At 68.3% G+C, this 22,719-nt stretch carries 18 protein-coding genes; 1 reads left to right on the forward strand and 17 read right to left on the reverse strand.

Annotation, left to right across the window (positions count from 1 at the left end):
• Positions 1-40: 40 nt before the first annotated feature.
• The 8 genes from alr to COC42_RS06625 form a co-directional block, all read right to left on the reverse strand.
• Entirely contained in the window at positions 41-1,078 is a 1,038-nt protein-coding gene (gene alr, locus COC42_RS06590; protein WP_096343150.1) for an alanine racemase, read from the reverse strand.
• A 172-nt stretch (positions 1,079-1,250) separates the two neighbouring features.
• Positions 1,251-2,861 carry an MFS transporter gene (locus COC42_RS06595; protein ID WP_096343151.1) on the reverse strand — a complete coding sequence of 537 codons (1,611 nt, stop codon included), beginning with the start codon at positions 2,859-2,861 and terminating at the stop codon, positions 1,251-1,253.
• A 184-nt stretch (positions 2,862-3,045) separates the two neighbouring features.
• Positions 3,046-5,700, reverse strand: coding sequence for a valine--tRNA ligase (locus tag COC42_RS06600; protein WP_096342374.1), 2,655 nt, complete (start codon positions 5,698-5,700; stop codon positions 3,046-3,048).
• Positions 5,701-5,736: 36 nt separating this feature from the next.
• Positions 5,737-7,353, reverse strand: a complete 1,617-nt coding sequence (locus tag COC42_RS06605) for a histidine kinase famiy protein (protein WP_245843899.1) — start codon at positions 7,351-7,353, stop codon at positions 5,737-5,739.
• A gap of 66 nt (positions 7,354-7,419) precedes the next feature.
• Positions 7,420-7,911, reverse strand: a complete 492-nt coding sequence (locus tag COC42_RS06610) for a DUF2497 domain-containing protein (RefSeq protein ID WP_176484580.1) — start codon at positions 7,909-7,911, stop codon at positions 7,420-7,422.
• A gap of 33 nt (positions 7,912-7,944) precedes the next feature.
• Positions 7,945-9,531: a TolC family outer membrane protein gene (locus COC42_RS06615; protein WP_096342375.1), complete on the reverse strand. Its 1,587-nt coding sequence runs from the start codon at positions 9,529-9,531 to the stop codon at positions 7,945-7,947.
• 63 nt (positions 9,532-9,594) lie between these two features.
• Complete coding sequence (locus COC42_RS06620) at positions 9,595-10,284, reverse strand: protein-L-isoaspartate O-methyltransferase family protein (protein ID WP_096342376.1); 690 nt, start codon at positions 10,282-10,284, stop codon at positions 9,595-9,597.
• Between the two features lie 145 nt (positions 10,285-10,429).
• Positions 10,430-10,723, reverse strand: a complete 294-nt coding sequence (locus COC42_RS06625; RefSeq protein ID WP_096342377.1) for an Hpt domain-containing protein — start codon at positions 10,721-10,723, stop codon at positions 10,430-10,432.
• A 77-nt stretch (positions 10,724-10,800) separates the two neighbouring features.
• Between COC42_RS06625 and COC42_RS06630 the strand changes: the two genes are divergently transcribed.
• A complete protein-coding gene (locus tag COC42_RS06630; protein WP_096342378.1) occupies positions 10,801-13,089 on the forward strand; it encodes a coiled-coil domain-containing protein in 2,289 nt (762 codons plus the stop codon).
• Positions 13,090-13,204: 115 nt separating this feature from the next.
• Here the strand turns inward: COC42_RS06630 and COC42_RS06635 are convergent, their stop codons facing one another.
• The 9 genes from COC42_RS06635 to COC42_RS06675 form a co-directional block, all read right to left on the reverse strand.
• Positions 13,205-13,468, reverse strand: a complete 264-nt coding sequence (locus tag COC42_RS06635; RefSeq protein ID WP_096342379.1) for a DUF1467 family protein — start codon at positions 13,466-13,468, stop codon at positions 13,205-13,207.
• 7 nt (positions 13,469-13,475) lie between these two features.
• The gene (locus tag COC42_RS06640; RefSeq protein ID WP_096342380.1) at positions 13,476-15,113 is read right to left on the reverse strand and encodes a ribonuclease J; all 1,638 of its coding nucleotides are present in this window, start codon (positions 15,111-15,113) and stop codon (positions 13,476-13,478) included.
• Positions 15,114-15,185: 72 nt separating this feature from the next.
• Complete coding sequence (locus COC42_RS06645) at positions 15,186-15,962, reverse strand: type III pantothenate kinase (protein WP_096342381.1); 777 nt, start codon at positions 15,960-15,962, stop codon at positions 15,186-15,188.
• 11 nt (positions 15,963-15,973) lie between these two features.
• Entirely contained in the window at positions 15,974-16,666 is a 693-nt protein-coding gene (locus COC42_RS06650; RefSeq protein WP_096342382.1) for a biotin--[acetyl-CoA-carboxylase] ligase, read from the reverse strand.
• Positions 16,667-16,671: 5 nt separating this feature from the next.
• Positions 16,672-18,117 carry an NADH-quinone oxidoreductase subunit NuoN gene (gene nuoN, locus COC42_RS06655; protein ID WP_096342383.1) on the reverse strand — a complete coding sequence of 482 codons (1,446 nt, stop codon included), beginning with the start codon at positions 18,115-18,117 and terminating at the stop codon, positions 16,672-16,674.
• Positions 18,117-19,721 carry an NADH-quinone oxidoreductase subunit M gene (locus tag COC42_RS06660; protein ID WP_096342384.1) on the reverse strand — a complete coding sequence of 535 codons (1,605 nt, stop codon included), beginning with the start codon at positions 19,719-19,721 and terminating at the stop codon, positions 18,117-18,119. The genes nuoN and COC42_RS06660 overlap by 1 nt, the downstream gene beginning before the upstream one ends.
• Positions 19,722-19,725: 4 nt before the next feature.
• Positions 19,726-21,783, reverse strand: coding sequence for an NADH-quinone oxidoreductase subunit L (gene nuoL / locus COC42_RS06665; RefSeq protein ID WP_096342385.1), 2,058 nt, complete (start codon positions 21,781-21,783; stop codon positions 19,726-19,728).
• Positions 21,784-21,790: 7 nt separating this feature from the next.
• Positions 21,791-22,096 (reverse strand): NADH-quinone oxidoreductase subunit NuoK, encoded by a 306-nt coding sequence (nuoK, locus tag COC42_RS06670; protein ID WP_096342386.1) that lies wholly within the window; start codon positions 22,094-22,096, stop codon positions 21,791-21,793.
• Positions 22,093-22,704: an NADH-quinone oxidoreductase subunit J gene (locus tag COC42_RS06675; RefSeq protein WP_096342387.1), complete on the reverse strand. Its 612-nt coding sequence runs from the start codon at positions 22,702-22,704 to the stop codon at positions 22,093-22,095. Before COC42_RS06675 ends, nuoK begins: the two co-directional genes overlap by 4 nt.
• Positions 22,705-22,719 lie beyond the last annotated feature (15 nt).

The following is a 22,719-nucleotide window of genomic DNA, read 5'->3' on the forward strand; positions in this document are numbered from 1 at the left end:
CAGGCTGCCCTCTAGCGCGCTGTGCGGCGCGGCAAAACCTTTAGTCGCGCCAGACGCGCTCGAACCGCTGGCCGAGGCCGGTGAGCAGCTCATATTGCGACCGCCCCGCCGCAGCGGCCCATGCGGGCAGGTCGATGTCGAAGCGGACCATCTCGCCCTCCCCGATCCCCGGTGCGGCGCTGGCGTCGAGCGCGATCAGGTCCATCGATACGCGGCCGATAACGGGCATCGGCGCACCTTCCCACGTCGCCGACACCGAAGGGCCGAGGGCGCGGGGAAGACCGTCGGCATAGCCGAGGTTGATCACGGCGACCGGCGTTTCGGCGGAGGCAGTCCAGGTTGCGTTGTAGCCCACGGTCGCGCCCGCAGGGACCAGGCGCCGTTGCAGCACTTCGGCCTCGATCGCCGCGACCGGGCGGATGTGCGGCGCGAGACCCTCGCATGGCACCCCGCCGTAGAGCGCAAGGCCGGGGCGGGTGAGGTCGAAGGCATAGTCGGGACCGAGGGCGATCCCCGCCGAATTGGCGAGGCTCATTCGCCGGGCACCGGTCCGCCCGGCGAGCGCTGCCAAGCCGTTCCGCTGGCAGCCGTTCATCTCCGAGGCTTCCTCGGCACAGGCGAGGTGGCTCATCAGCGTCTCGACCTCGAGGCCGTCGAGGAGCGACAGATCGCCCGCGGCCAGGCCCAGCCGGTTCATGCCGGTATCGATCATCACGTCGCAAGCGCCGCCACCCGCAGCGCGCCAGCGCGCGACTTGTTCGGGCGTGCTCAAGACCGGCCGGGCAGGCAGGTCGCGCGCCGCGCTCATGTCGCGCTCGCGCACGCCGTGGAGGACCGACAGCGACAGGTCGTGCGCTAGGACCAGATCGGCCAGGGCCGCCGCCTCGCCCCAGGTCGCGACGAAGAAGTCGCGGCACCCTGCATAAGCCAGCCGCTCGACCACCCGGCCCGCGCCCAGCCCATAGCCATTGGCCTTGACCGCCGCCCCGCATGCCGCCCCGCCGCCGAGGCCGCGCAGCGCCTGCCAATTGTGGACGAGCGCCGCGCCGTCGAGCGTCAGGCGCGCGGGAGGAACCATCGCGAACACCGCGCTCCGCTAGCGCGTTCGGATCGAGGGGGGAAGCCGTTGCCGCCCTGCCCCCGCACAGGCGGGAATCGAGGACCAGGTCGAGGCGCTCGCCCCCGCGGCAGCACGCCCCCTCTTCGTATCCCGGCGAGGCCGCGTTCCGGCAACCGGCGCAGGAAGCGTTCTAGTCCCGCGCCTCGGCGTTCAGCGTCTCCTTCAACCCCAGCCCCACCACCGCCAGCGCCATCGCCGCGACGGCGAAGGTGTACCAGAGCCCGGCATAGGGATCGCCCGTCTTGGCGACGATATACTGGCTGATGAACGGCAGGAATCCGCCGAAATATCCGGTGCCGATATGATAGGGGATCGACATCGACGAATAGCGGATGCTGGGCGGGAACATCTCCGAAAGGACCGCCGCGACGGGGCCATAAGTCGCGCCCGACAATGCCGACAGCCCGACGATCGCGATCAGGATGAGCGCAAGGTTGCCGCCCGTTGGCACCACCTTGTCGAGCTTCCAGCCCGAATGCGCCAGCGCCGCGTCGAGGCCCGCAGGCGAAAGGTCGCTCACCGGCACGCCGCCGATCGACACGGCGACGCCGTCGGCACGCGCCTTGGTATAGGCGACGCCCGTTTTCGACAGGTGGTCGAGCACCTGGCCACACGCATCGGCCTGCTTCGCCGCGAAGGGGTCGTAGGCGCAGCTCGGCCCCGCCACGATCACGGGCGCACGCCGCGCCGCCTCGGCCAGCCCCGGATTGGCGGCACTCCCGATCATCCAGAACAGCGGGAAGAGGAACAGCAGGCTCGCGATCAGCCCGATCACGATCGGCGGCTTGCGCCCCACCCGGTCGGACAAGCGCCCGAACAGCACGAACCAGAACAGCCCCGCCGCCGCGCCGCCGCCGGTAATGAGCTGCGCCGTCGTTTCCTCCACCCGCATCGGGCCGGTCAGGAACGACAGCACGCTGAACATAGCGGTGTACCAAATCACCGTCAGTCCCGCGGCGATGCCGAACAGCGCGACGACCAGCCGCCGCTTGTTGCCGGGATGGGTGAAGCTCTGGACGAAGGGATTGCCGGCAAGCTTGCCCGCCGCCTTCATCGCCTTGAAGATAGGGCTTTCCGACAGCTTGAAGCGCATCCACAGCGATACCGCGAGCAGCAGAATCGAGAAAATGAAGGGCAGGCGCCAGCCCCAGGCCTGCCAAGCCTCGCCGCTCATCGATGCCTTAAAGCCGAGGACGACGATCAGGCTGAGGATGAACCCGCCCGCGACGCTCGCCTGGATGAAGCTCGTATAGAAGCCGCGCTTGCCGGGCGGGGAATGCTCGGCGACATAGATCGCCGCGCCGCCATATTCGCCGCCCAGCGCCAGCCCCTGCGCGATGCGGAGGAGGATGATGAGCGCCGGCGCCGCCAGCCCGATTGCCGCGGCCGACGGCACGAAGCCGACCCCAGCGGTCGCGACGCCCATGAGCGTGATCGTGACGAGGAAGGTGTACTTGCGCCCGAGCTTGTCGCCCAGATAGCCGAACAGGATGGCGCCGAGCGGCCGGAAGCCGAACCCTACCGCAAACCCTGCCCAGGCGAGCAGTGCCTGCATCACCTCCGACCCCGCAGGGAAGAAGGTTCGCCCGATGATACCCGAGGCGGCGAGCGTTCCGTAGATGAAGAAGTCGTACCACTCGAACACGGTGCCGAGCGACGAAGCGGTGATGACGAGGCGAATGTCCTTGGGGCTCGGCTCGGCGAGCACCTGTTCGCCGTCCACCTGCTCGATCGAAGCCATCACGTCCCCTGCCCTGTCGTTTCCCCCGGTTTAGCGGCACGCGCGCGCCGGGCAAGGCGGGGATGGGGTCCGCGCCCCCTGCCCTCTTTCATCACACCGGACTTGATCCCGAGCGCCGCTCTTTCGGCAACAGCACGGGAAAAGACGCGGGATCCCGGATCGAGCGCAGTTTGACGCGAGGAAGTTACCCCAGCCGCGTCAGTGCTGCTGACAGCCGCTCGGCCTCCGCCGCCTTGTCGGCATGGTCGGCGCGCGCCTTGTCCACCGCCTCGGGCTTCGCCCGCTCGACGAAGCTGGGGTTCGAAAGGCGCCCGGCGAGCGCATCCCGCTCCTTCTCAGCGGCAGCGATCGCCTTGGCGAGGCGGGCGCGTTCGGCGTCGAGGTCGATCACGTCGCCGATCGGCAGCGCATAGGTCACGCCATCGACGACGACCTGCAGCGAGCCGCCCGCCGGCGCCTCGCTTGCGGCGATCTCAACCCGGGCTAGTCGCGACAGCGCCGCCGCTTGGCGATCGAGCCGGCCAGCGGTCGCGGCATCCGCGCCGGCGGTGTGCATCGGCAGCTTCGCTCCCGGCGGCACGCCGAGTTCCGTCCGCGCCGCGCGTACCTCGCTCACCAGCCGGATCAGCCAGTCGATCTCCGCCCGCGCCGCCGGATTGAGCGCGCGCGCATCGGGCATCGGCCATCTGGCGACGATCAGGTCGTGCTCCCGCTCGCCCAGCGCATGCCACAGCTCTTCGGTGATGAAGGGCATGAAGGGGTGCAGCATCACCAGGATCTGGTCGAGCACCCAGCCGGCGACCGCCTTTGTCTCCTCGTCGATCTGACCCTTGATCAGCTCGAGATACCAGTCGCAGAAGCGGCTCCACACGAATTGGTAGATCGCGTTGGCGGCCGCGTCGAAGCGCAGGTCGGCGAGCGCGAGATCGAGCGCCTGCACCGTCTCCACCGTCTCGGCGACGATCCACTGGTTGACCGCGTGGGTCGCGGCGGGCGGCTCGAGCCCCTTCGAGGCGCCGATGCCATTGGCCATCGCGAAGCGCGTCGCGTTCCACAGCTTGGTCGCGAAGTTGCGATAGCCCTCGATTCGGCGCTCATCCATCTTGATGTCGCGGCCCTGGCTTTCCATCGCCGCCATGAAGAAGCGAAGCGCATCGGCACCGTATTTGTCGATCAGGCCGAGCGGATCGACGGTATTGCCCTTCGACTTCGACATCTTCGCGCCATCGGCCGCGCGGACGAGGCCGTGGAGGTAGAGCTTTCGGAACGGCACGTCGCCGAGGAAATGCATCCCCTGCATCATCATCCGCGCATCCCAGAAGAACAGGATGTCGAAGCCGGAGATCAGGATGTCGTTGGGGTAGCGCCCCGCCTCCCGCGGGTCCGCCTCCGGCCAGCCCAGCGTCGCGAACGGCCAGAGCGCGGAGGAGAACCAGGTGTCGAGCACGTCGGGGTCCTGGCGAAGCGCGACGCCCTCGCCCGCCTGCGCCTGTGCCCCTTCCTCCGTCTCCGCCACGAAAATGCGGCCATCCTCGGCGAACCAGGCCGGTATCCGGTGTCCCCACCAGAGCTGCCGCGACACGCACCAGGGCTGGATGTTTTCCATCCAGTTGAAGAACGTCTTCTCCCACGTCTTCGGCACGATCTCGATCGCGCCAGAGCGGACCGCCTCGATCGGCCCCTTCGCCAAAGTGGCCGCATCGACATACCACTGGTCGGTCAGCCACGGCTCGATCACCACGCCCGAGCGGTCGCCATAGGGCGTCTGGATCGTGCGCGGTTCGGCGTCATGCTCGGCACCGTCCTTGTCGATGTGGGGGATGAGATAGCCCTCGGCCTTGAGCCGCTCGACCACCGCCGCACGCGCCTCGAAGCGGTCGAGGCCGACCAGCTCGGCCGGGACCAGCCCGTCGGCGGTCTGGCAGATCGCCGCCTTCGCATCGAGCATGTTGAGCATGTCGCGCGCCTCAATCCCGGCACGCCGCCCGACCTCGAAGTCGTTGAAGTCGTGGCCCGGCGTGATCTTGACCGCGCCCGAGCCGAGCTCGGGATCGGCATGCTCGTCGGCGACGATCGGGATCAGCCGCCCGGTGATCGGTAGCCGCACCCGCTTGCCCACCAGCGCGGTATAGCGCGCGTCATCGGGATGCACCGCCACCGCCATGTCGGCGAGCATCGTCTCGGGCCGGGTCGTCGCGACCTCGATATGGCCCGAGCCGTCCTCGAGCGGGTAGCGGAGGCGCCAGAAGCCGCCCTTCACCTCTCGCGTCTCGACCTCAAGATCGCTGATCGCGGTGCCGAGGCCGGGATCCCAGTTCACGAGGCGCTTGTCGCGATAGATCAGGCCCTGCCGGTGCAGGTCGACGAACACCTTGAGGACGGCCTTCGAAAAGCCATCGTCCATCGTGAACCGCTCGTTGGCCCAGTCCATCGAGCAGCCGAGGCGACGGAGCTGACGGGTAATCGCGCCGCCGCTCTCGCCCTTCCATTCCCAGACCTTGCCCACGAACGCCTCGCGGCCGAGGTCGGCGCGCTTGACGCCGTCCTTCGCCAGATTCCGCTCGACCACCATCTGCGTCGCGATGCCGGCATGGTCGGTGCCCACCACCCAGCGCGCGTCCTTGCCCTGAAGGCGGGCGTGGCGGACGAGGATGTCCTGCAGCGTATTGTCGAGCGCGTGGCCGATATGGAGCGAACCGGTCACGTTGGGCGGCGGGTTGACGATCGTCCAGGGCTCGGCACCGGGGCGCTCGGGGCGGAACAGCCCCTTGTCCTCCCAATGCGCGTACCAGCGCGATTCGATGGCGGCGGGGTCGAAGGTCTTGGGCAGCTCGGTCATGCCGCCCGCTCTACCCCGGTGCACCGGGATGACAAGTCAGGCGATGCCGTTCGGCCCCTCGAGCAGCGTCTTGATGCGAGAGGACAGGTCGGCGCGGCGATAGGGCTTGCGCACCAGCTCGAACGCGCGGCTGTCCTCGTCGAGCGCGCGATCCGAATAGCCAGTGGTTAGGAGAACCGGCAGGTTGGGAAACTCGCGCCGGATCGTCTGGGCAAGCGCCACGCCGGTCATGCCGGGCATGACGATGTCGGTGAAGACCAGCGCGAACTGGCCACCGGCGCGCAGAACCTCCAGCGCGCGGGCAGCGCTGTCGACATGCTCGACCGTGTAGCCGAGGTCCTCGAGCATCGCGCGGCCGAGCTCGGCGACCTGCGGCTGGTCCTCGACCATCAGGATCGTCTCGCCGCCGCCGACATTGCGCAGCACCGGGCCGGGCTTGGGATCGACGATGCCGCGCGCGCGCGGGAAATAGAGGGTCAGGCGCGCGCCGCCTTCGGGCAGATTCTCGGCCGAAACGCCGCCGCCCGACTGGCGCATGAAACCGTAGACCATCGAAAGGCCAAGGCCCGTGCCCTTGCCGACGCCCTTGGTCGAGAAGAACGGGTCGAAGATCTTGTCGAGATTGTCGGTATCGATGCCGCGGCCGGTGTCGCTGACCGACAGCGACACATACTCGCCCGCCTCCAGCCCCGGCGCCAGCGCCGCGTCGGTATCGGTTACGACATTGTCGGTGGCGATCGTCACATGGCCTGCGCCCTCCATCGCGTCGTGCGCGTTGGAGACGAGGTTGAGCAGCGCCATTTCGGCCTGCACCGGGTCGATGCGGCTGTTCCAGAGATTCTCGGCAAGCTTGCGCCGCACCGTCACGTCGTCGCCCAGATTGCGCTGGATGATCGGACCAAAATCGGTGACGAGTGTGTTGAGGTTGAGAAGGCGGTCGCGCAGCTCCTGCTTGCGCGCGAAGGCGAGCAGCTGCTGCGTCAACGTGGCACCGCGATTCGCCGCGGCGCCGATCGCCTCGATCGCGCGGCGCGACGAGCGGTCGGTTTCGTCGATACGCCCGTCGAGCAGGTCGACATAGCCGAGCACGACCTGGAGGAGGTTGTTGAAGTCGTGGGCGATGCCGCCGGTCAGCTTGCCCACAGCCTCCATCTTCTGCGCCTGATGCAGCGCCTCCTCCGCCTCTTTGCGGCGCGAGATGTCGAGCTGGCTGCCGAAGAAGTAGATGAGCTTGCCCGAGGCGTCGAACACCGGCGACACGAACAGCGCGTTCCAGAAGGTCGAGCCGTTCTTGCGATAGTTGAGCACCTCGACCGCCACTTCCTCCTGGCGGGCGATCGCGTCGCGCACCTGGTCGATGACGGTCTGGTCGGTTTCCGGCCCCTGCAGGAAGCGGCAATTATGACCGACGATGTCCGCGGGCGTATAGCCCGTCATCTTCTGGAACGCCTTGTTGCAAAAGACGATCGGATTGTCCGGCTGGTTGGGATCGGTGACGATCATCGGCATCCGCGTCGTCTCGACCGCGGCGAAGAAGATGTCGTGACGCGCCTCGCCCGGCGTCGACGCATCGGTCAGATGCGGCGCCGGAACGTGGAGCTGGCCGGGGATCATCGTATCCCCAGGCAGCTTATCCAGGTCGTCGTCACTCATGGCAGGGCGAACCTTTGACGCCCCGGTTGGTTGCGCGCAAGCCCGATGACATACTTTAGGGTGATCTCAGTCGGCTCGACGCCCCACGATCCGCTCGATCTCGCGCGAAACCATCGTCTCGACGATGCGCGGCAGGTTGGCGTCGAGCCATTCGCTGAGCATCGGCTTGAGCATCTCGCGCACCAGCCCCTCGAGCGTGTCGGCGCCGGCGACCTCCGGCTTCACGATCAGCCGCGACAGCGCCTCGAGCTGGCCGCGCGTCGCCTGCGCCGTGCGGGCCGACAGGATCGCCGGGTCCGGCTCAGACGCGCGGACGGGTTCGGGAGCGGGCTCGGGCCGCGGAGCCTCGGCGCGGGGCGGTTCGGGCGCAGCAACCGGCTGGTCGAGCTCGAGCACCGTCTCGGGCGCGTCGTCATCCTCGGGCGCCGCGGGCGGCGGCGGCGCGGGGCGACCGATCCGGCGACCGCGCGGTGACTGCGGATCGCCTTCCTCGGCGATGATCCGTTTGATCGACGAGAGGATGTCCTCCATCGACGGTTCGCTGCTCAGATCCCCCATGACTTCCTCGCCGCCTTCAGATGCCGGCCCCTTTCAGCGCGGCGTCCTGACGTCACCTGACGGATTGGCGGGGTCGGTGTCAACGGGGCGCTGCAACTGAGGCTCGAGCGCGCGGGTCACGATCGGTGTCTGCGCGGGCGCATCGACGGTGCGCGTGCCGATTGGCCGCGGCGTCGGCTCGTCGTCAAAATCGAACCACGCCTTGTCGACGCGCTCGTAATCGGTGCGCGGGTCGAAGAGCGCGCCGCCGTCGAGGCCCAGATCCTCGGCCTCGGCCCGGCCCATCGCCGCGAGGAGCGCGAAACCCGCGACATAGGCGTCGCGCCGTGCGGAGACGAGGTTGACCTGGCTGTTGAGCAGTTCCTGCTCGGCGTTCAGCACCTCGATGATCGTGCGGTTGCCGACGCTGTTCTCGGCTCGCACGCCCTCAAGGCTCAGCCGGTTGGCGGCGACCGCGGCTTCCGACGCCTCGATCACGCGCTGCGCCGACTGCCAGTTGGCAAAAGCGGTACGCGCCTGGGCGATCACGCCGCGCTCGGTCGCGGTCACCTGCTCGATCGCCTGCCCCTGACGCGCCTGCGCCTGGCGCACCTGAGCGGCCGGGCGACCGCCCTGATAGATGGGCAGCGTGAGGCTGAGCCCCGCTTGCGCCGAGGTGCCCGACTGCGGCACGCTGGTGCCGACCACCGACGATGGCAGCGAGCCGAGATAGTTGAAATAGCTGCCGCCCGCGACCGCATCGAGCTGCGGCAGCCGCGCGGCGCGCGCTGCACGCACGTCGAGCGCGGCGGCATCGCGGTTACGCTCAGCCGCCTCGAGCGCGGGATTGTTGTTGAGCGCGGTGCCCACGGCCGCCTGCGGATCGGCGGGCAGATTGGGCAGCGGCGGCGGCGGCGCAAGCTGGCCCGGCACCGCGCCGACGATCTGGAGGTAACCCTCGCGGCTGGCGATCAGCTGCGCCTCGGCGATGCGCAGCTGGCCGACCGCGCCCGACAGGCGGGCCTCCGACTGGGCGACGTCGGTGCGGGTGAGATCGCCCACCTCGAACCGATCGCGCGTCGCCTGAAGATTGACCTCGAGGCTGCGGACGTTCTGGCGGTTGAGCTCGACCGTCGCCTCGTCGCGAATCACGTCGTTATAGGCGGCGACAACGTCGGTGAAGAGATTGGCCTCGACGGTGCGAAGGTTCGACCGGCCCGCCAGCACGCGTGTCTTGGCGGCGGCGACCGAGTTGCGGATGCGCCCGGCAGCGAAGAGATTCTGGGTCAGCTGCGCATCGGCGGTCAGCGCCTGATCGGGCTGGAGAAAGGCATTCTGCCCCTGGACGAGGAAGCGGGTATAGTTGCCGCGCACGCCCAGATTGGGGAGCGCGTCGGCACGAGCCAGCGGCACCCCCTCGTTGGTGGCGCGCAGGTTGGCGCGCTCGCCCGCCAGCACCGGGCTGTCGGTATAGGCGCGGGCCAGCGCGTCGCGCAGCGTCGTCGGGGTGGCGGCCGTGGCGGGTGCGGGTTCGGGCGCAGGGGCGGCCGGCGGCGGCGTCACCGTCTGTGCCAGCGCGCCGCCCGCTGTCAGGCAGCACGCAACCGTTCCGGCCAACAGGGCCAGTCGCTTCCCCCTCATCTTCCCCGTCTTTCGTTGTGCTCCCGTCACCGATCTACCTGATCGGGCGAAAGCGGTGCAATTCTAAAGGTTTCCGAATGTGAATCCACGCCGCTTCTCGAACCCCGGCAGGATCGTGCAGACGCAGTCGGCAAAGTCGATCAGGCCGAAGCCCGCGGTCGCGCGCTCGCCCGTCGCCAACCGCGTAATGCCGCGATCGACGAGGCCGGTCGCCAGCCGCGCGCCGGGACGCGCCTGCTCCACGAGGCTCGAGGGCACCGTCTCGATCGCGCCGTCGACGACGATCAGGTCATAGGGCGCATTCGGCGCCCAGCCTGCGCCCAGCGGCCCTTCGACCAGCTCGACATTCCCGATGCCGGCGAGCGCCGCGCGGGCGTGCGCGACCAGATCGGGCTGCTCCTCGAGCGCGACGACGTGGCCCGCCAGCTTGGCAAGCAGCGCCGCCGCATAGCCGCCCGCCGCGCCGACCAGCAGCACCTTGTCGCCCGGCTGGACGCGCGCCTCGGTCAGCAGACGCCCGGTCGCCAGCGGATTGTTGTGACGCCGCCCGCCGGGCAGCTCCACCATCGCATCGGCATAGGCGAAGCGCGCCTGCGCGGCGGGCAGGAAGCGCTCGCGCTCGACCTGCGCCATCGCCGCGACGACGCGCGGGTCATTGACCGCGCTGGTGCGCAGCTGGCTCGCCACCATGGCATTGCGCAACGCCTCGCTGTTTTCGAGCACCGGTGCCCTGTCGAGGGTGGTCGTCATCATGTCCGCCTTTTCGCACAACCGTATTAGCTGCGCAATACACTAGTTGATCCCGACGCTTCTATCGCGCCGGACCTCGCGCGCCAAGCTGTTGCACGGAAAGCGCGGGCGGCGCGCGACGTGTTCGATTCCGCGCAGCTGCGCCGGGTCAGAGGCGTTCGACGGCGCGGCGCAGACGGCGCAGCATCTGGATGTCGCCGACCGGCGCGGCGGCGGCCTCGCCCGCCAGCGCCATCAGCCGGATCGCGCCGAAGCTGGCGGCAAGTCCCTTCAGCCGCCACGCCCCCTGCCGCCACGAATCGCCGTCCTCGGCCGCGAGCATCGCATGAAGCGCGCGCTTGGCGCTGTCGAGAAAGGCTTCGCGCAGCTCGGCGATCAGCGCGGGTTCGTCACCCACCGCCGCCGCCAGGGTCGCATCGATCGCTCCGGGGTCATAGGCCATCGCAGCAGACACTAAGGCCATGAGGGTTAAGGCATGGTTTCGCTCGCCCGGCGTGCGGTTTGTGGTAAACCATGGCCATGAACGGGGGTTCGCGCATCATCGATTTCCACGCCGATCGGGAGCCGCCCGCGGCCGATGACGGCGACATCCTGCCCTTGGAGCGCGCGGCGATGCTGCCCGACGCCTATGCTCCACCCCCGCCCGAGACGACGGCGCGACTCGCGATGATCGGCGCGATCGCCGCGGGCGCGGCGTGGGTCGCCTGGTGCCTATGGTCGCTGTTTGCTCAGCCGATGCCGGTCGCGCTGATGCCGGCGGCGACGATCCAGCTGGCCGCGGCGATCCTCGCACCGCTGGCGCTGGTCGCGATTATCTGGCTCGTCGCGCGGCGCGGCGGCGAGCGTCAGGGGCGCCGCTTTGCCGCGCTTCAGGCGGCGATGCGCGCCGAGGCCGACATGTTCGAGTCGCGGATGGAGATGCTGTCCGAACGGATCGCCGCCGACCGCGCCCTGCTCGACCAGCATATGCGCGAGCTCTTGGAGACAGGCGACGGGGCGACCGCGCGGATGCAGGCGGTGGCGAATGCGATGACCACCGAGGTCGCCTCGATCCATGCCGCCGCGCGCACGCTGGGCGAGGCGACCGACATCGCGGGCAAGCGGCTGGCGGTGCTGCTCGCGCAGTTGCCCAAGGCACAAGGCGAGGTCGATGGGCTCGCCCGGACCTTCCACGCGATCGGCATGGAAACCGGCGAGCGCGTGTCGGCACTCGACGCGCAGCTTGCCGCGCTGGCCGAGCGCGGGCGCCATGCCGACGAGGTGGCGGGCGGCGCCGCGCAGCGCCTCGCCGCGCACATCGCGCGGATGGAGGCGACCAGTGAGAGCGCGGGCCAGCGGCTGGAGGATGTCGCCGCCAAGACCTCGGCCGAGGTCGATGCCGTGCTCGACCGCGCCGCCGCCGCGATCGACGAGGCGCGGCGCGGCATCGCCGCGCAGGGCGAGGCGACGACGGCGATGCTCGCCGCCAACCAGGCCGCGCTAGACAGCCACGCGCAGGCCGGGCTTGAGCGGCTGCGCGAACGGATCGGCCAGGTCGAGGCGAGCATCGGCCGCATCGCCGACGCGCTCGATGCCGAGCATGAACAGGCGGGCGCGCTGTTCGAGACGCTCGACACCAACGTTGCGCGCGCGACCGCCCAGCTCGACCTGCTTCACGAAACCGGCAGCGCGCGCGCGTTGTCGCTGGCGCAGCAGGTGGCGACCGTCACCGCCGGGCTCGACGCGATGCGCGAGGCGATGAACGGCGGCGACGCGGTGGCGAAGGCGACGATGGAAACCGCAGAGGGCCTGCTTACCGCGCTCGACGCCGCGACGCGCGAGATCGACGAGACGCTGCCGGAAGCGCTCGGCCGGCTCGACGCGCGTGTCGGCGACAGCCGCCGCATCGTCGGCGCGGCCAAGCCCGAGCTGCTCGCGCTCGTCACCGCGGCCGAGAGCACGCACACGGCGATCGAAGCGATCAACGACGTCGTCGGCCAGCAGCGCGACACGCTGGTCAAACTGTCGGCGGCATTGGTCGAGGCGCTGGGCACCGGCAGCGACCGGATCGAATCGATCCGGGCCACGATCGAACAGACGATCGCCGACACCCGCGATTTCGCCGACGGCGCCGCGCCGCAACTGGTCGAGGCACTGGTCAGCATTCGCGAGACCGCCGGCGCCGCCGCCGATCATGCGCGCAAGACGCTGGGGGCGGTGATCCCCGAGGCGGCGGCGCAGCTCGAACATGCCGCGGTCGAGCGGTTCGCGCGTGCCTTTGACGATGCCGTTGCGCGTCAACTCGGCCTGCTGGCGCAGGCCGCCGACGACGCCGTCCGCGTCGCCGCCCGCGCCGCCGACCGGGTGGGCGAGAAGACGCTCGCCATCGCCGAAGCGTCGGCAATCGTCGAGAGCCGCATCGACGCCGCCGAAGCCGCGCGCGAGGCGGCCGAGCGCGACAGCTTCGCGCGCCGCGTGTCGCTGCTGATCGAGGCGCTTAACTCGGCGGCGATCGACATTACCAAGGCGCTGTCGGCCGATGTCGCCGACACCGCCTGGGCCGCGTACCTCAAGGGCGACCGCGGCGTCTTCACTCGCCGCGCGGTTCGCCTGCTCGACCCTGCGGACTTGCGCGAGATCGCCGCTCTCTACGACGCCGACGACGCGTTCCACGATCAGGTCAATCGCTACATCCATGATTTCGAGGCGATGCTGCGGCTGGTGCTCGCGCAGCGCGATGGTTCGCCAATGGGCGTGACATTGCTGTCGAGCGATTCGGGCAAGCTCTACGTCGCGCTAGCCCAGGCGATCGAGCGGTTGCGAACGTAAGCCACCTGTCTTCACGACGGGGGCTTGGTGGTCCACCGTCCCGTTGTCCGTGATCCGGTACCGCGCGCGTCTGCCCTCAGATGGCTCACCATGCGCGCAACGACGGCGGTGAGTCCTATCGCCCCGTGAAGTCGAGCATGTCGGCCGTCACCCAGCCATAGATGTAGTTGGCGAGGAAGAGCCCGAACAACGCCGTCCCCACGACCGTGGTCCACAGCAGGATCCGCGCGAACGGAAACCGCACCGGCGCGCTATCGGCTTGGCCCGGCACCTTCGCCACCCCCGCCTCGTCGCTGGTGCGCGCAAAGAAGGGGAGGACGAAGAACAGCGACAGGAACCAGAACAGGAACCAGATCGCGAGGGCCGACTGCCAGCGCACCGACGGCTCAGCCGATCATGAGCACATCGACGACGGGCTTCTTGCCCGTCCAGCGCGTGGCGACGCGCCGGGCGGCGAGGCGGATCGCCTCGCGCCGCTTGTCGGCATCGCGCTCGCCCTTCTTGAGCGCCTCGACCACGGCATCGGCCACCTCGTCGAGGAAGGGTTCGCGTTCTTCCTCGACCGGCACGCCCTGCACGCGGACCTGCGGCTCGCCCAGCAGGCGACCTTCGCGATTGAAGGCGACGGCGACCGACATATGGCCGTAACTGGCGAGGCGGCGCCGCTCGGCCATCGTCGCGCCGTCGGCGGGCAGGATGATGTCGCCGTCAAGCGCGAGCCGGCCGACGGTGGCGAAGCCGATTCGCTTGGGCTCGCCGGGCGCGAGACGGATGACGTCGCCGTCCTTGTTCGACACCGCGGTCGGCACGCCGTTCGCCAGCGCGAAGCGGGCATGCTCGGCCAGATGCCGCACCTCGCCGTGCACAGGCACGAGGATTTCAGGCCGGATCCACTTGTACATCGACTGAAGCTCGGGGCGGCCGGGATGGCCCGATACATGGACGAACGCCTGCCGGTCGGTGACGAGATCAACACCCTGCTCGGCCAGCTGGTTCATGATCCGCCCGATCGCCACCTCGTTGCCGGGAATCTGCTTGGAGGAGAAGATGACGCGGTCGCCTGCCTCCAGCCGGATCGGGTGGTTCTTGTCGGCGATGCGAGCGAGCGCGGCGCGCGCCTCCCCCTGCCCGCCGGTCGCGACGATGAGGACGTTGCCGCGCGGCAGCTTCATCGCGGTTTCCCAGTCGACGGGCTCGGGGAAGTCCTTGAGGTAGCCCGTCGCGCGCGCGACCTTGACGATCCGGTCGAGCGATCGCCCGGCAAGGCAAAGCCGCCGTCCGGTATCGCGCGCGCAGTCGGCGAGCGTCTGCAGCCGCGCGGCGTTCGAGGCGAAGGTGGTGACGACGACGCGCCGTCCCGCTGCTTCGTCGATCGCGCGGTCGAGCCCCTCGCGCACCTCGGCCTCCGACCCCGACGCCTCGGCATTGAAGACATTGGTCGAATCGCAGACGAGCGCGAGCACGCCCTGATCACCGATCGCGGTCAGCTCCTCGGCCGTCGAGGGCGTGCCGATGCCAGAGGTCTCGTCGATCTTCCAGTCGCCGGTGTGGAGCACGCGGCCCTGCGCGGTCTCGATCAGCAGCGCGTTGCCCTCGGGAATCGAATGGGCGAGCGGCACGAAGCGGACCTTAAATGGCTTGAGGTCGACGCTGCCGCCGACCTCGACGATCTTCAGCGTCACCTGATCGGCGACACCCTCCTCCTCGAGCTTGCCGCGGATCAACCCGGCGGTGAACGGCGTCGCATAGATGGGGACGCCGAGATCGGCAGCGAGGTAGGGTAGTGCGCCGATATGGTCCTCATGCCCATGCGTCACGACGATGCCGACCAGATCGTCAATGCGATCCTCGATGAAGGAAAGGTCGGGCAGGATCAGGTCGATGCCGGGATAGGCGGGATCGGCAAAGGTCACGCCGCAATCGACCATCAGCCATTTGCCGGCGGTGCCGTAGAGATTGACGTTCATGCCGATCTCGCCCGATCCGCCGAGCGCGACGAAAAGCAGTTCGTTCTTGGGTGTCACTTCATTCCTGACGTTGGATTGGCTGCCGGTGGATACGGGGCAGCGACGCGCGGCAGATCAGCCGCCTTTGGATCAGATATGGCAACGCTGCCACAGGATCGCCAGCCCCTGAATCGTGAGGTCGGGCTCGATCGCGTCGAAGGCGTCGGTGTGGCGCTCGAACAGGATGGCGAGCCCGCCGGTCGCGATCACGCGCGCGGGCCGCCCGATCTCTGCGCGCAGCCGCGCGACCAGCCCCTCGATCATCGCGACATAGCCCCAGAAGATGCCGATCTGCATCTGGCTGACGGTGGTACGCCCGACGACGGAGGGGTCCTCAGGCGCCTCGATCGCGATACGCGGCAGCTTGGCGGCGGCGGCGACGAGGGCGTCGAGCGACAGGTTAATGCCCGGCGCGATGATCCCGCCCTTGTAAGCCCCCGAATAGTCGGCGACGTCGAAGGTCGTGGCAGTGCCGAAATCGACGATCACGAGATCGCCGTCATATTTCGCATGTGCAGCGATGACGTTCAATGCGCGGTCGGCGCCGACATTGCCCGGCTCGTCCACGTCGAGCGCGATGTCCCACGGAATATCGCGGCCCGCGACCAGCGCGGCGCTTCCGAAATACTTCTCCGCCAGCACCTCTAGGTTGTGGAGTGCACGCGGCACGACGGTGCCGATGACGACGCCTTCCACATCGTCGCGGCTGAACCCCTCCAGTGCAAGCAGCTGGTTGAGCCAGACGACATATTCGTCGGCGGTGCGGCGCGGATCGGTGGCGATGCGCCAGCGCGCCCGGATCGTGCGTGCCTGATCAACCAGCGCGAAGACGATATTGGTGTTCCCGGCATCGACCGCGAGCAGCATAGGTGGGGTCCTCAGATCAGGAACACGTCGCCGGCGTGGATGACACGGGTGCGCCCGTCCGCCAAGCGCAGGCGGAGCGCGCCGTCCGCGGCGAGGCCGTCGAACAGGCCCTCGATCGCGTCGCCATCAGGGCCGTGAAGGCGAAGCGCCGCGCCGAGGCTGTGCGCGCGGGCGAGCCACGCCTCGCGGATCGCCCCCAGCCCCTCGCCCCGCCAGCGGCCGAGCCACCGCGCGAACGCGGCCGCAAGGGTATGGGCGAAGTCGGCCGGTGTCGGCGCGGCATCCAGTGTCGCCGTGGGCCGATCGGGAAGCGCCGGCGCGTGGGCGAGGTTGACGCCGATGCCCACGATCACCGCCGCTTCGATCCGTTCGAGCAGAATGCCGGCAAGCTTGGCGCCGCCCAGCAACAGGTCATTGGGCCATTTGAGCCGGAGCGGCTGCGGAGCCGGAAGATAGGCGCCCGCGGCTTCGTGGAGCGCAACGCCCGCGACGAGCGAGAGGCTGGTGGGCGGCGGGTCGCTCGGGCGCAGGCGGACAAGCGTACTGCCGTAAAAATTGCCCGGCGGCGAGGTCCAGGCACGGCCCTGCCGCCCGCGTCCCGCAGTCTGGCGGTCGGCGCGAAGCCACAGGCCCTCCTCCGCCCCGCCTGCCGCCAGCACGGCGAGGTCGGCATTGGTCGACCCCGTTTCCGCAACCTCGACGATGCGCGTCAGAACAGCGCCCGTGCCGCCGTCAGGCTTGCGGCGCTGAGCGCGGGGATCAGGAGATAGCCCGCGGGCGAGATGAACACCGCACTCGCGGCGATAAGGCCCTTCTCGACGACGCTCTCCGATGGCGCGAAGGCGGGTGCCGCCTCGTCGAAATACATCGTCTTGACGATGCGCAGGTAATAATAGGCGCCGATCACCGAGGCGGCGATGCCGATCACCGCCAGCGGGAACAGCCCCGCGCGGACGGCCGCGTCGAACACCGCGAACTTGGCGTAGAAGCCGAACAGCGGCGGGATGCCCGCCAGGCTGAACATGAACATGGCGAGCGCCAGCGCCAGGCCCGGCCGCGTGCGCGACATCCCCGACAGGCTGGCGATGCTCTCGACCGGCTGACCGTCAGCGCCGCGCATCTGCAGGACCACCAGGAAGCTGCCGAGCGTCATCGCGACATAGATCGTCATGTAGACGAGCACTGCGGCGATGCCGTCCTCGGTTCCGGCGGCGAGGCCGATCAGCGCGAAGCCGATATTGTTGATCGACGAATAGGCGAGCAGCCGCTTGATGTTGCTCTGGTTGATCGCCGCGACCGCGCCGAGGATGATCGAGGCGAGCGAGGCGAAGATGACGATCTGGCGCCAGTCGGCGGTCGCCGGCCCCATCGCCTCGACGGCGATGCGGAGGGCTAGCGCGACGGCGGCGACCTTCTGCGCGCTTGCGAAGCTGAGCGTCACCGGGGTCGGCGCGCCCTCGTACACGTCGGGCGTCCACATGTGGAACGGCACCGCCGCGATCTTGAACGCAAGGCCGGCGAACACGAACACGAGGCCGAACAGCAGGCCGAGCGACTTCGTGCCGGCATAGGCCGCCGAAATGCCCGAGTAGAGCGTCGTGCCCGAGAAGCCGTAGACGAGGCTGATGCCGTAAAGGAGGATGCCCGACGCGAGCGCGCCGAGGATGAAATATTTGAGGCCCGCCTCGGCCGAACGCTGGTCGCGGCGCATGAAGCTGGCGAGCACGTAAGCCGCAAGGCTCTGGAGCTCGAGCCCGACATAGAGCGTCAGCAGGTCGGCGGCAGACACCATCATCCCCATGCCGACGGCCGCGAGCAGCATCAGCACCGGATATTCGGGCCGCAGGTCATCGCCCGAGGTATCGGCGAAGAAGCGCGGCGCGATCAGGATCGCCACGCCGCTGGCGATGTAGATGAGGATCTTGGCAAAGGTACCGAAGGCGTCCGAGCGCCACAGCCCGTCGAACGCCTCGCCCCCGGTCGAGGCAGGGCCGGCAAGCGCGATCCCCGCGCCGATCAGCAGGGCGACCGCGGCATAGGAAATCGCCCGCGTCGACGCCTGACCACCCCAGGCGGCGGCGAGCATCAGCACAAGGCTGCCGAGCGTCAGAACGAGCTCGGGCAGGATGAACAGCATCTGCGTTCCGTAGGACATCAATGGCCTCCGCCATGCGCGGCGGCGGGCGCGGCTTCACCGCCCTCGGCCGCTTCGCCATGGCCGCTTACTTCTTCGACGCGGGCCTCATAAGCGGCGATCGCGGCGGGCTTGCCCGCGGTCGGCTTCGAGTCGCTCCCCGGATTGCCGCGGTTCACGCGCTCGAGCAGCGTCGCGACGTCGGCGCGCATGGGCGCAAGGAAGCTCTCCGGGTACACGCCCATCCAGAGCACCACCGCGGCCACGGGCGCGAGCAGCGCGATTTCACGGCGGCTGAGGTCGGGCATGACGCGAACGTCGTCCGACTTGATCTCGCCCCACACCACGCGGCGGTAGAGATAGAGCATGTACGCCGCACCCAGGATGATGCCCGTGGTGCAAAGGAGCGCGACCCAGGTCGACACCTGATAAGTACCGGCAAGGCTCAGGAACTCGCCGACGAAGCCGCTCGTCCCCGGTAGGCCGATCGAGGCCATGGTGAACAGCAGAAACAGGATCGCGTAGCGCGGCATGTTGTTCGCAAGCCCGCCGTAACGCGCGATCTCCCGCGTGTGCAGCCGGTCGTAGATCACGCCGACGCAGAGGAACAGCGCGCCCGAGACGAGGCCATGCGACAACATGACGATCATCGCGCCCTCAATGCCCTGCTGGTTGAAGGCGAAAAGGCCGATCGTCACGATCGCCATGTGCGCGACCGACGAATAGGCGATCAGCTTCTTCATGTCCGACTGCACGAGGGCGACGAGGCTGGTGTAGATCACCGCCACTGCCGAAAGCGCGAAAATGAGCCAGGTGAGCTCGCCCGACGCTTCCGGGAACATCGGCAGGCTGAAGCGCAGGAAGCCGTAGCCGCCAAGCTTCAGCAGCACGCCAGCCAGGATCACCGAGCCCGCGGTCGGCGCCTGGACGTGCGCGTCGGGGAGCCAGGTATGGACGGGCCACATCGGCATCTTGACCGCGAAGGAGGCGAAGAAGGCCAGCCACAGCCAGGTCTGTACCCCGGCGGGGAAGTCATACGCCATCAGGTCGGGGATGTACGACGTCCCCGCCACGCTGCTCATATAGAGCATCGCGATGAACATCAGCACCGAGCCGAGCAGCGTGTAGAGGAAGAATTTGTATGAGGCGTAGATACGGTTCGCGCCGCCCCAGATGCCGATGATGAGATACATCGGGATGAGGCCGGCCTCGAAGAACATGTAGAACAGGAACAGGTCCTGCGCAGCGAATGTGCCGATCATCAGCACTTCGACGAGCAGGAACAGTGCCATATACTCGGGCACGCGCTTCTCGATCGCTTCCCAACTGGCGCCGATGCAGATCGGCATCAGGAAGACGCTGAGCATGATAAGCATCAGCGCGAAGCCGTCGATGCCCATCGCCCAGGCGAAACGGCCGAAGACCGGCGCATATTCGGTGAACTGCCACTGCGGCGCCGAGGGGTTCTGGTCGAAATTCGCCCAGAGCAGGCAGCCGAGCACGAAATCGACCAGGGTCGCGACGAGCGCGATCAGGCGCGCCGTCTTCGCATCGACGAACAGACATGCGACCGCCGCGACGAGCGGCACGACGAGCATCAGCGAGAGAATGGGGAAGCCGTCCATGATCTCAGCGCCCCGCGATGGCCCAGGTGACCGCGGCGGTCAGCCCGATCAGCATGACGAAGGCATAGCTGTATACATATCCCGACTGGACGCGCCCCGCGACCCGGCTGCCCAGCGCCACCACCGCCGCCGACCCATTGGGGCCGAAACGGTCGATCGTACCCTCGTCGCCGGCCTTCCAGAACAGGCGACCAAAGGCGAAGGCGGGCTTGACGAAGAGAAGGTCGTAGAGCTCGTCGAAATACCATTTGTGAAGCAGGAACCGGTGCAGCACGCGGAACTGCTCCGCGAACTGCGCCGGGAAGCCCGGACGAATGAGATAGGCATAGATCGCGGTCACCAGGCCAATCAGCATCACCACCGTCGCGGCCAGCTTCACGAACAGCGGCACCTCGTGCATCGCGTGCGAAAGCTCGACATTGAAGAAGATCGAGCCGCGCCAGAACGCCGCCTCTTCGAGGAAGGCATGGTGGAAGGCGAGACCGGCGCCGATCGCGCCGACCGTCAGGACAAGCAGCGGTGTCAGCATGACCCACGGGCTCTCATGCGGGTGATAGCCCGCCGTGCCGTCGTCTTCGGCGTGGCCGTGCCGGTCGTGCGCGTGCGCGGCATGGGCGGCGGGCGCATGGCCCGCATCCTCGTGCGATGCGTCGTCGTGATGGTGGTCGCCATGCGCGGCGTGCTGGATATGCTCCGACCCCGCCCAGCGCGGCTGGCCCCAGAAAGTGAGGAACATCAGCCGCCACGAATAGAAGCTGGTCAAGAGCGCCGCGAAGGTGCCGACCCAGAAGGCGCCCTGCCCGCTACCCGACGCCCACGCCGCCTCGAGGATGGCGTCCTTCGAGTGGAAGCCCGCGAACCCGCCGATGCCATAGATGCCGACGCCCGTGATCGCCAGCGTGCCCGCCATCATCGTCCAGAAGGTGATCGGGATATGCCGGCGCAGGCCCCCATAGAAGCGCATGTCCTGCTCGTGATGCATCGCATGGATGACCGAGCCGGCGCCGAGGAACAGCAGCGCCTTGAAGAAGGCGTGGGTGAACAGGTGGAACATCGCCGCGCCATACGCGCCGACGCCGGCGGCGAAGAACATGTATCCGAGCTGCGAGCAGGTCGAATAGGCGATGACGCGCTTGATGTCGGTCTGCACCGTGCCGATCGTCGCGGCGAAGATGCAGGTCGCGGCGCCGATGCCGGTGACGACGGTGAGCGCGGTCGGCGACACCTCGAACATCGGCGACAGGCGGCAGACCATGAACACGCCCGCGGTCACCATCGTCGCGGCGTGGATCAGCGCCGACACCGGCGTCGGCCCCTCCATCGCGTCGGGAAGCCAGGTGTGGAGGCCGAGCTGCGCCGACTTGCCCATGGCCCCCACGAACAGCAGCAGGCAGAGCACCGTCATCGTGTCGAAGCGATAGCCGAGGAGGCCGATCGTCGATCCCGCCATCGACGGCGCCGCCTCGAGAATGGCGGGGATCGAGATGGTGTTGAAGACGAGGTACGTGCCGAAGATGCCGAGCATGAAGCCCAGATCGCCGACGCGATTGACGACGAACGCCTTGATCGCCGCGGCCTGCGCCGACGGCTTCTTGTACCAGAAGCCGATCAGGAGGTAGCTGGCGAGGCCCACCCCTTCCCAGCCGAAGAACATCTGGATGAGGTTGTCCGCCGTCACCAGCATCAACATCGCGAAGGTGAACAGCGACAGGTATGCGAAGAAGCGCGGCTGATCGGGATCCTCCGCCATATAGCCCCAGCTATACAGGTGGACGAGCGCCGAGACGGTGGTGATGACCACCAGCATGATCGCGGTCAGCGTATCGACCCGCAGCGCCCAGGCGGCGTCCATCCCGCCCGACTTGATGAAGTCGAGGACGTGGACGACCTCGGCCTCGCGCCCGCCCGACAGGAAGCCGAGGAAGATCGGCCAGGAAAGAAGGCACGCAATGGCGAGCGCGCCGGTCGTCACCGACTTGGCGGCGACATTGCCGATCGCGCGGTTGCCCAACCCCGCGACGATCGCCGCGATCAGCGGCAGGAAGACGATTGCCTGGATCACCAGATGCTTACCCCTTCATCCGGTTGGCATCATCGACCGCGATATTGCCGCGGCCACGGAAGTAGATGACGAGGATGGCGAGCCCGATCGCCGCCTCGCCCGCGGCGACGGTCAGCACGAACATCGCGAAAACCTGCCCCACCAGATCGCCGAGGAAGGCCGAGAAGGCGACGAGGTTGATGTTCACCGCCAGGAGGATGAGCTCGATCGCCATCAGGATGACGATCAGGTTCTTGCGGTTGAGGAAGATGCCCATGACGCCAAGCGCGAACAGGATCGCGCCGACGGTCAGGTAATGCTGAAGCCCGATCACAGCTCGACCCCCTGGCCCACCGGCTGGTTGACCTTGCGCACCGCGTCCTTTGACCGGCGCGCGACCTGGCGGGCGATGTTCTGCTTGATGACGCCGGTCCGCTCGCGGTGCGTCAGCACGATCGCGCCGATCATCGCTACGAGAAGGACGAGGCCCGCGCCCTCGAACACGAGCAGGTAGCGGGTGTAGAGCAGCCGCCCGATCGCCTCGATATTCGGCACCGCCGCGTCAATCGGGGAGATGCGGGTCGACAGCTCGATCCCGCCCGCCGACCACGCGCCGACGCCGATCAGGATCTCGGCCGCCAGCGCCACCGCCAGCACGATGCCGATCGGCAGATATTTGACGAAGCCCGCGCGCAGTTCGGCGAAGTCGATGTCGAGCATCATCACGACGAACAGGAACAACACCGCGACCGCGCCGACATAGACGATGACGAGCAGCATCGCGATGAACTCGGCGCCGACGATCACCATCAGGCCAGCGGCATTGAAGAACGCCAGGATCAGCCACAGCACCGAATGCACCGGGTTGCGAGCGGTAATGACCATCGCCGCCGACAGCACGACAATGGCCGCGAAGAGATAGAAGGCGACGGCCTGGATCAACGCGATCCCTCCCGG

Origin of the sequence: Sphingomonas spermidinifaciens (assembly GCF_002351485.1) — a bacterium.
GTDB lineage: Bacteria > Pseudomonadota > Alphaproteobacteria > Sphingomonadales > Sphingomonadaceae > Sphingomonas > Sphingomonas spermidinifaciens.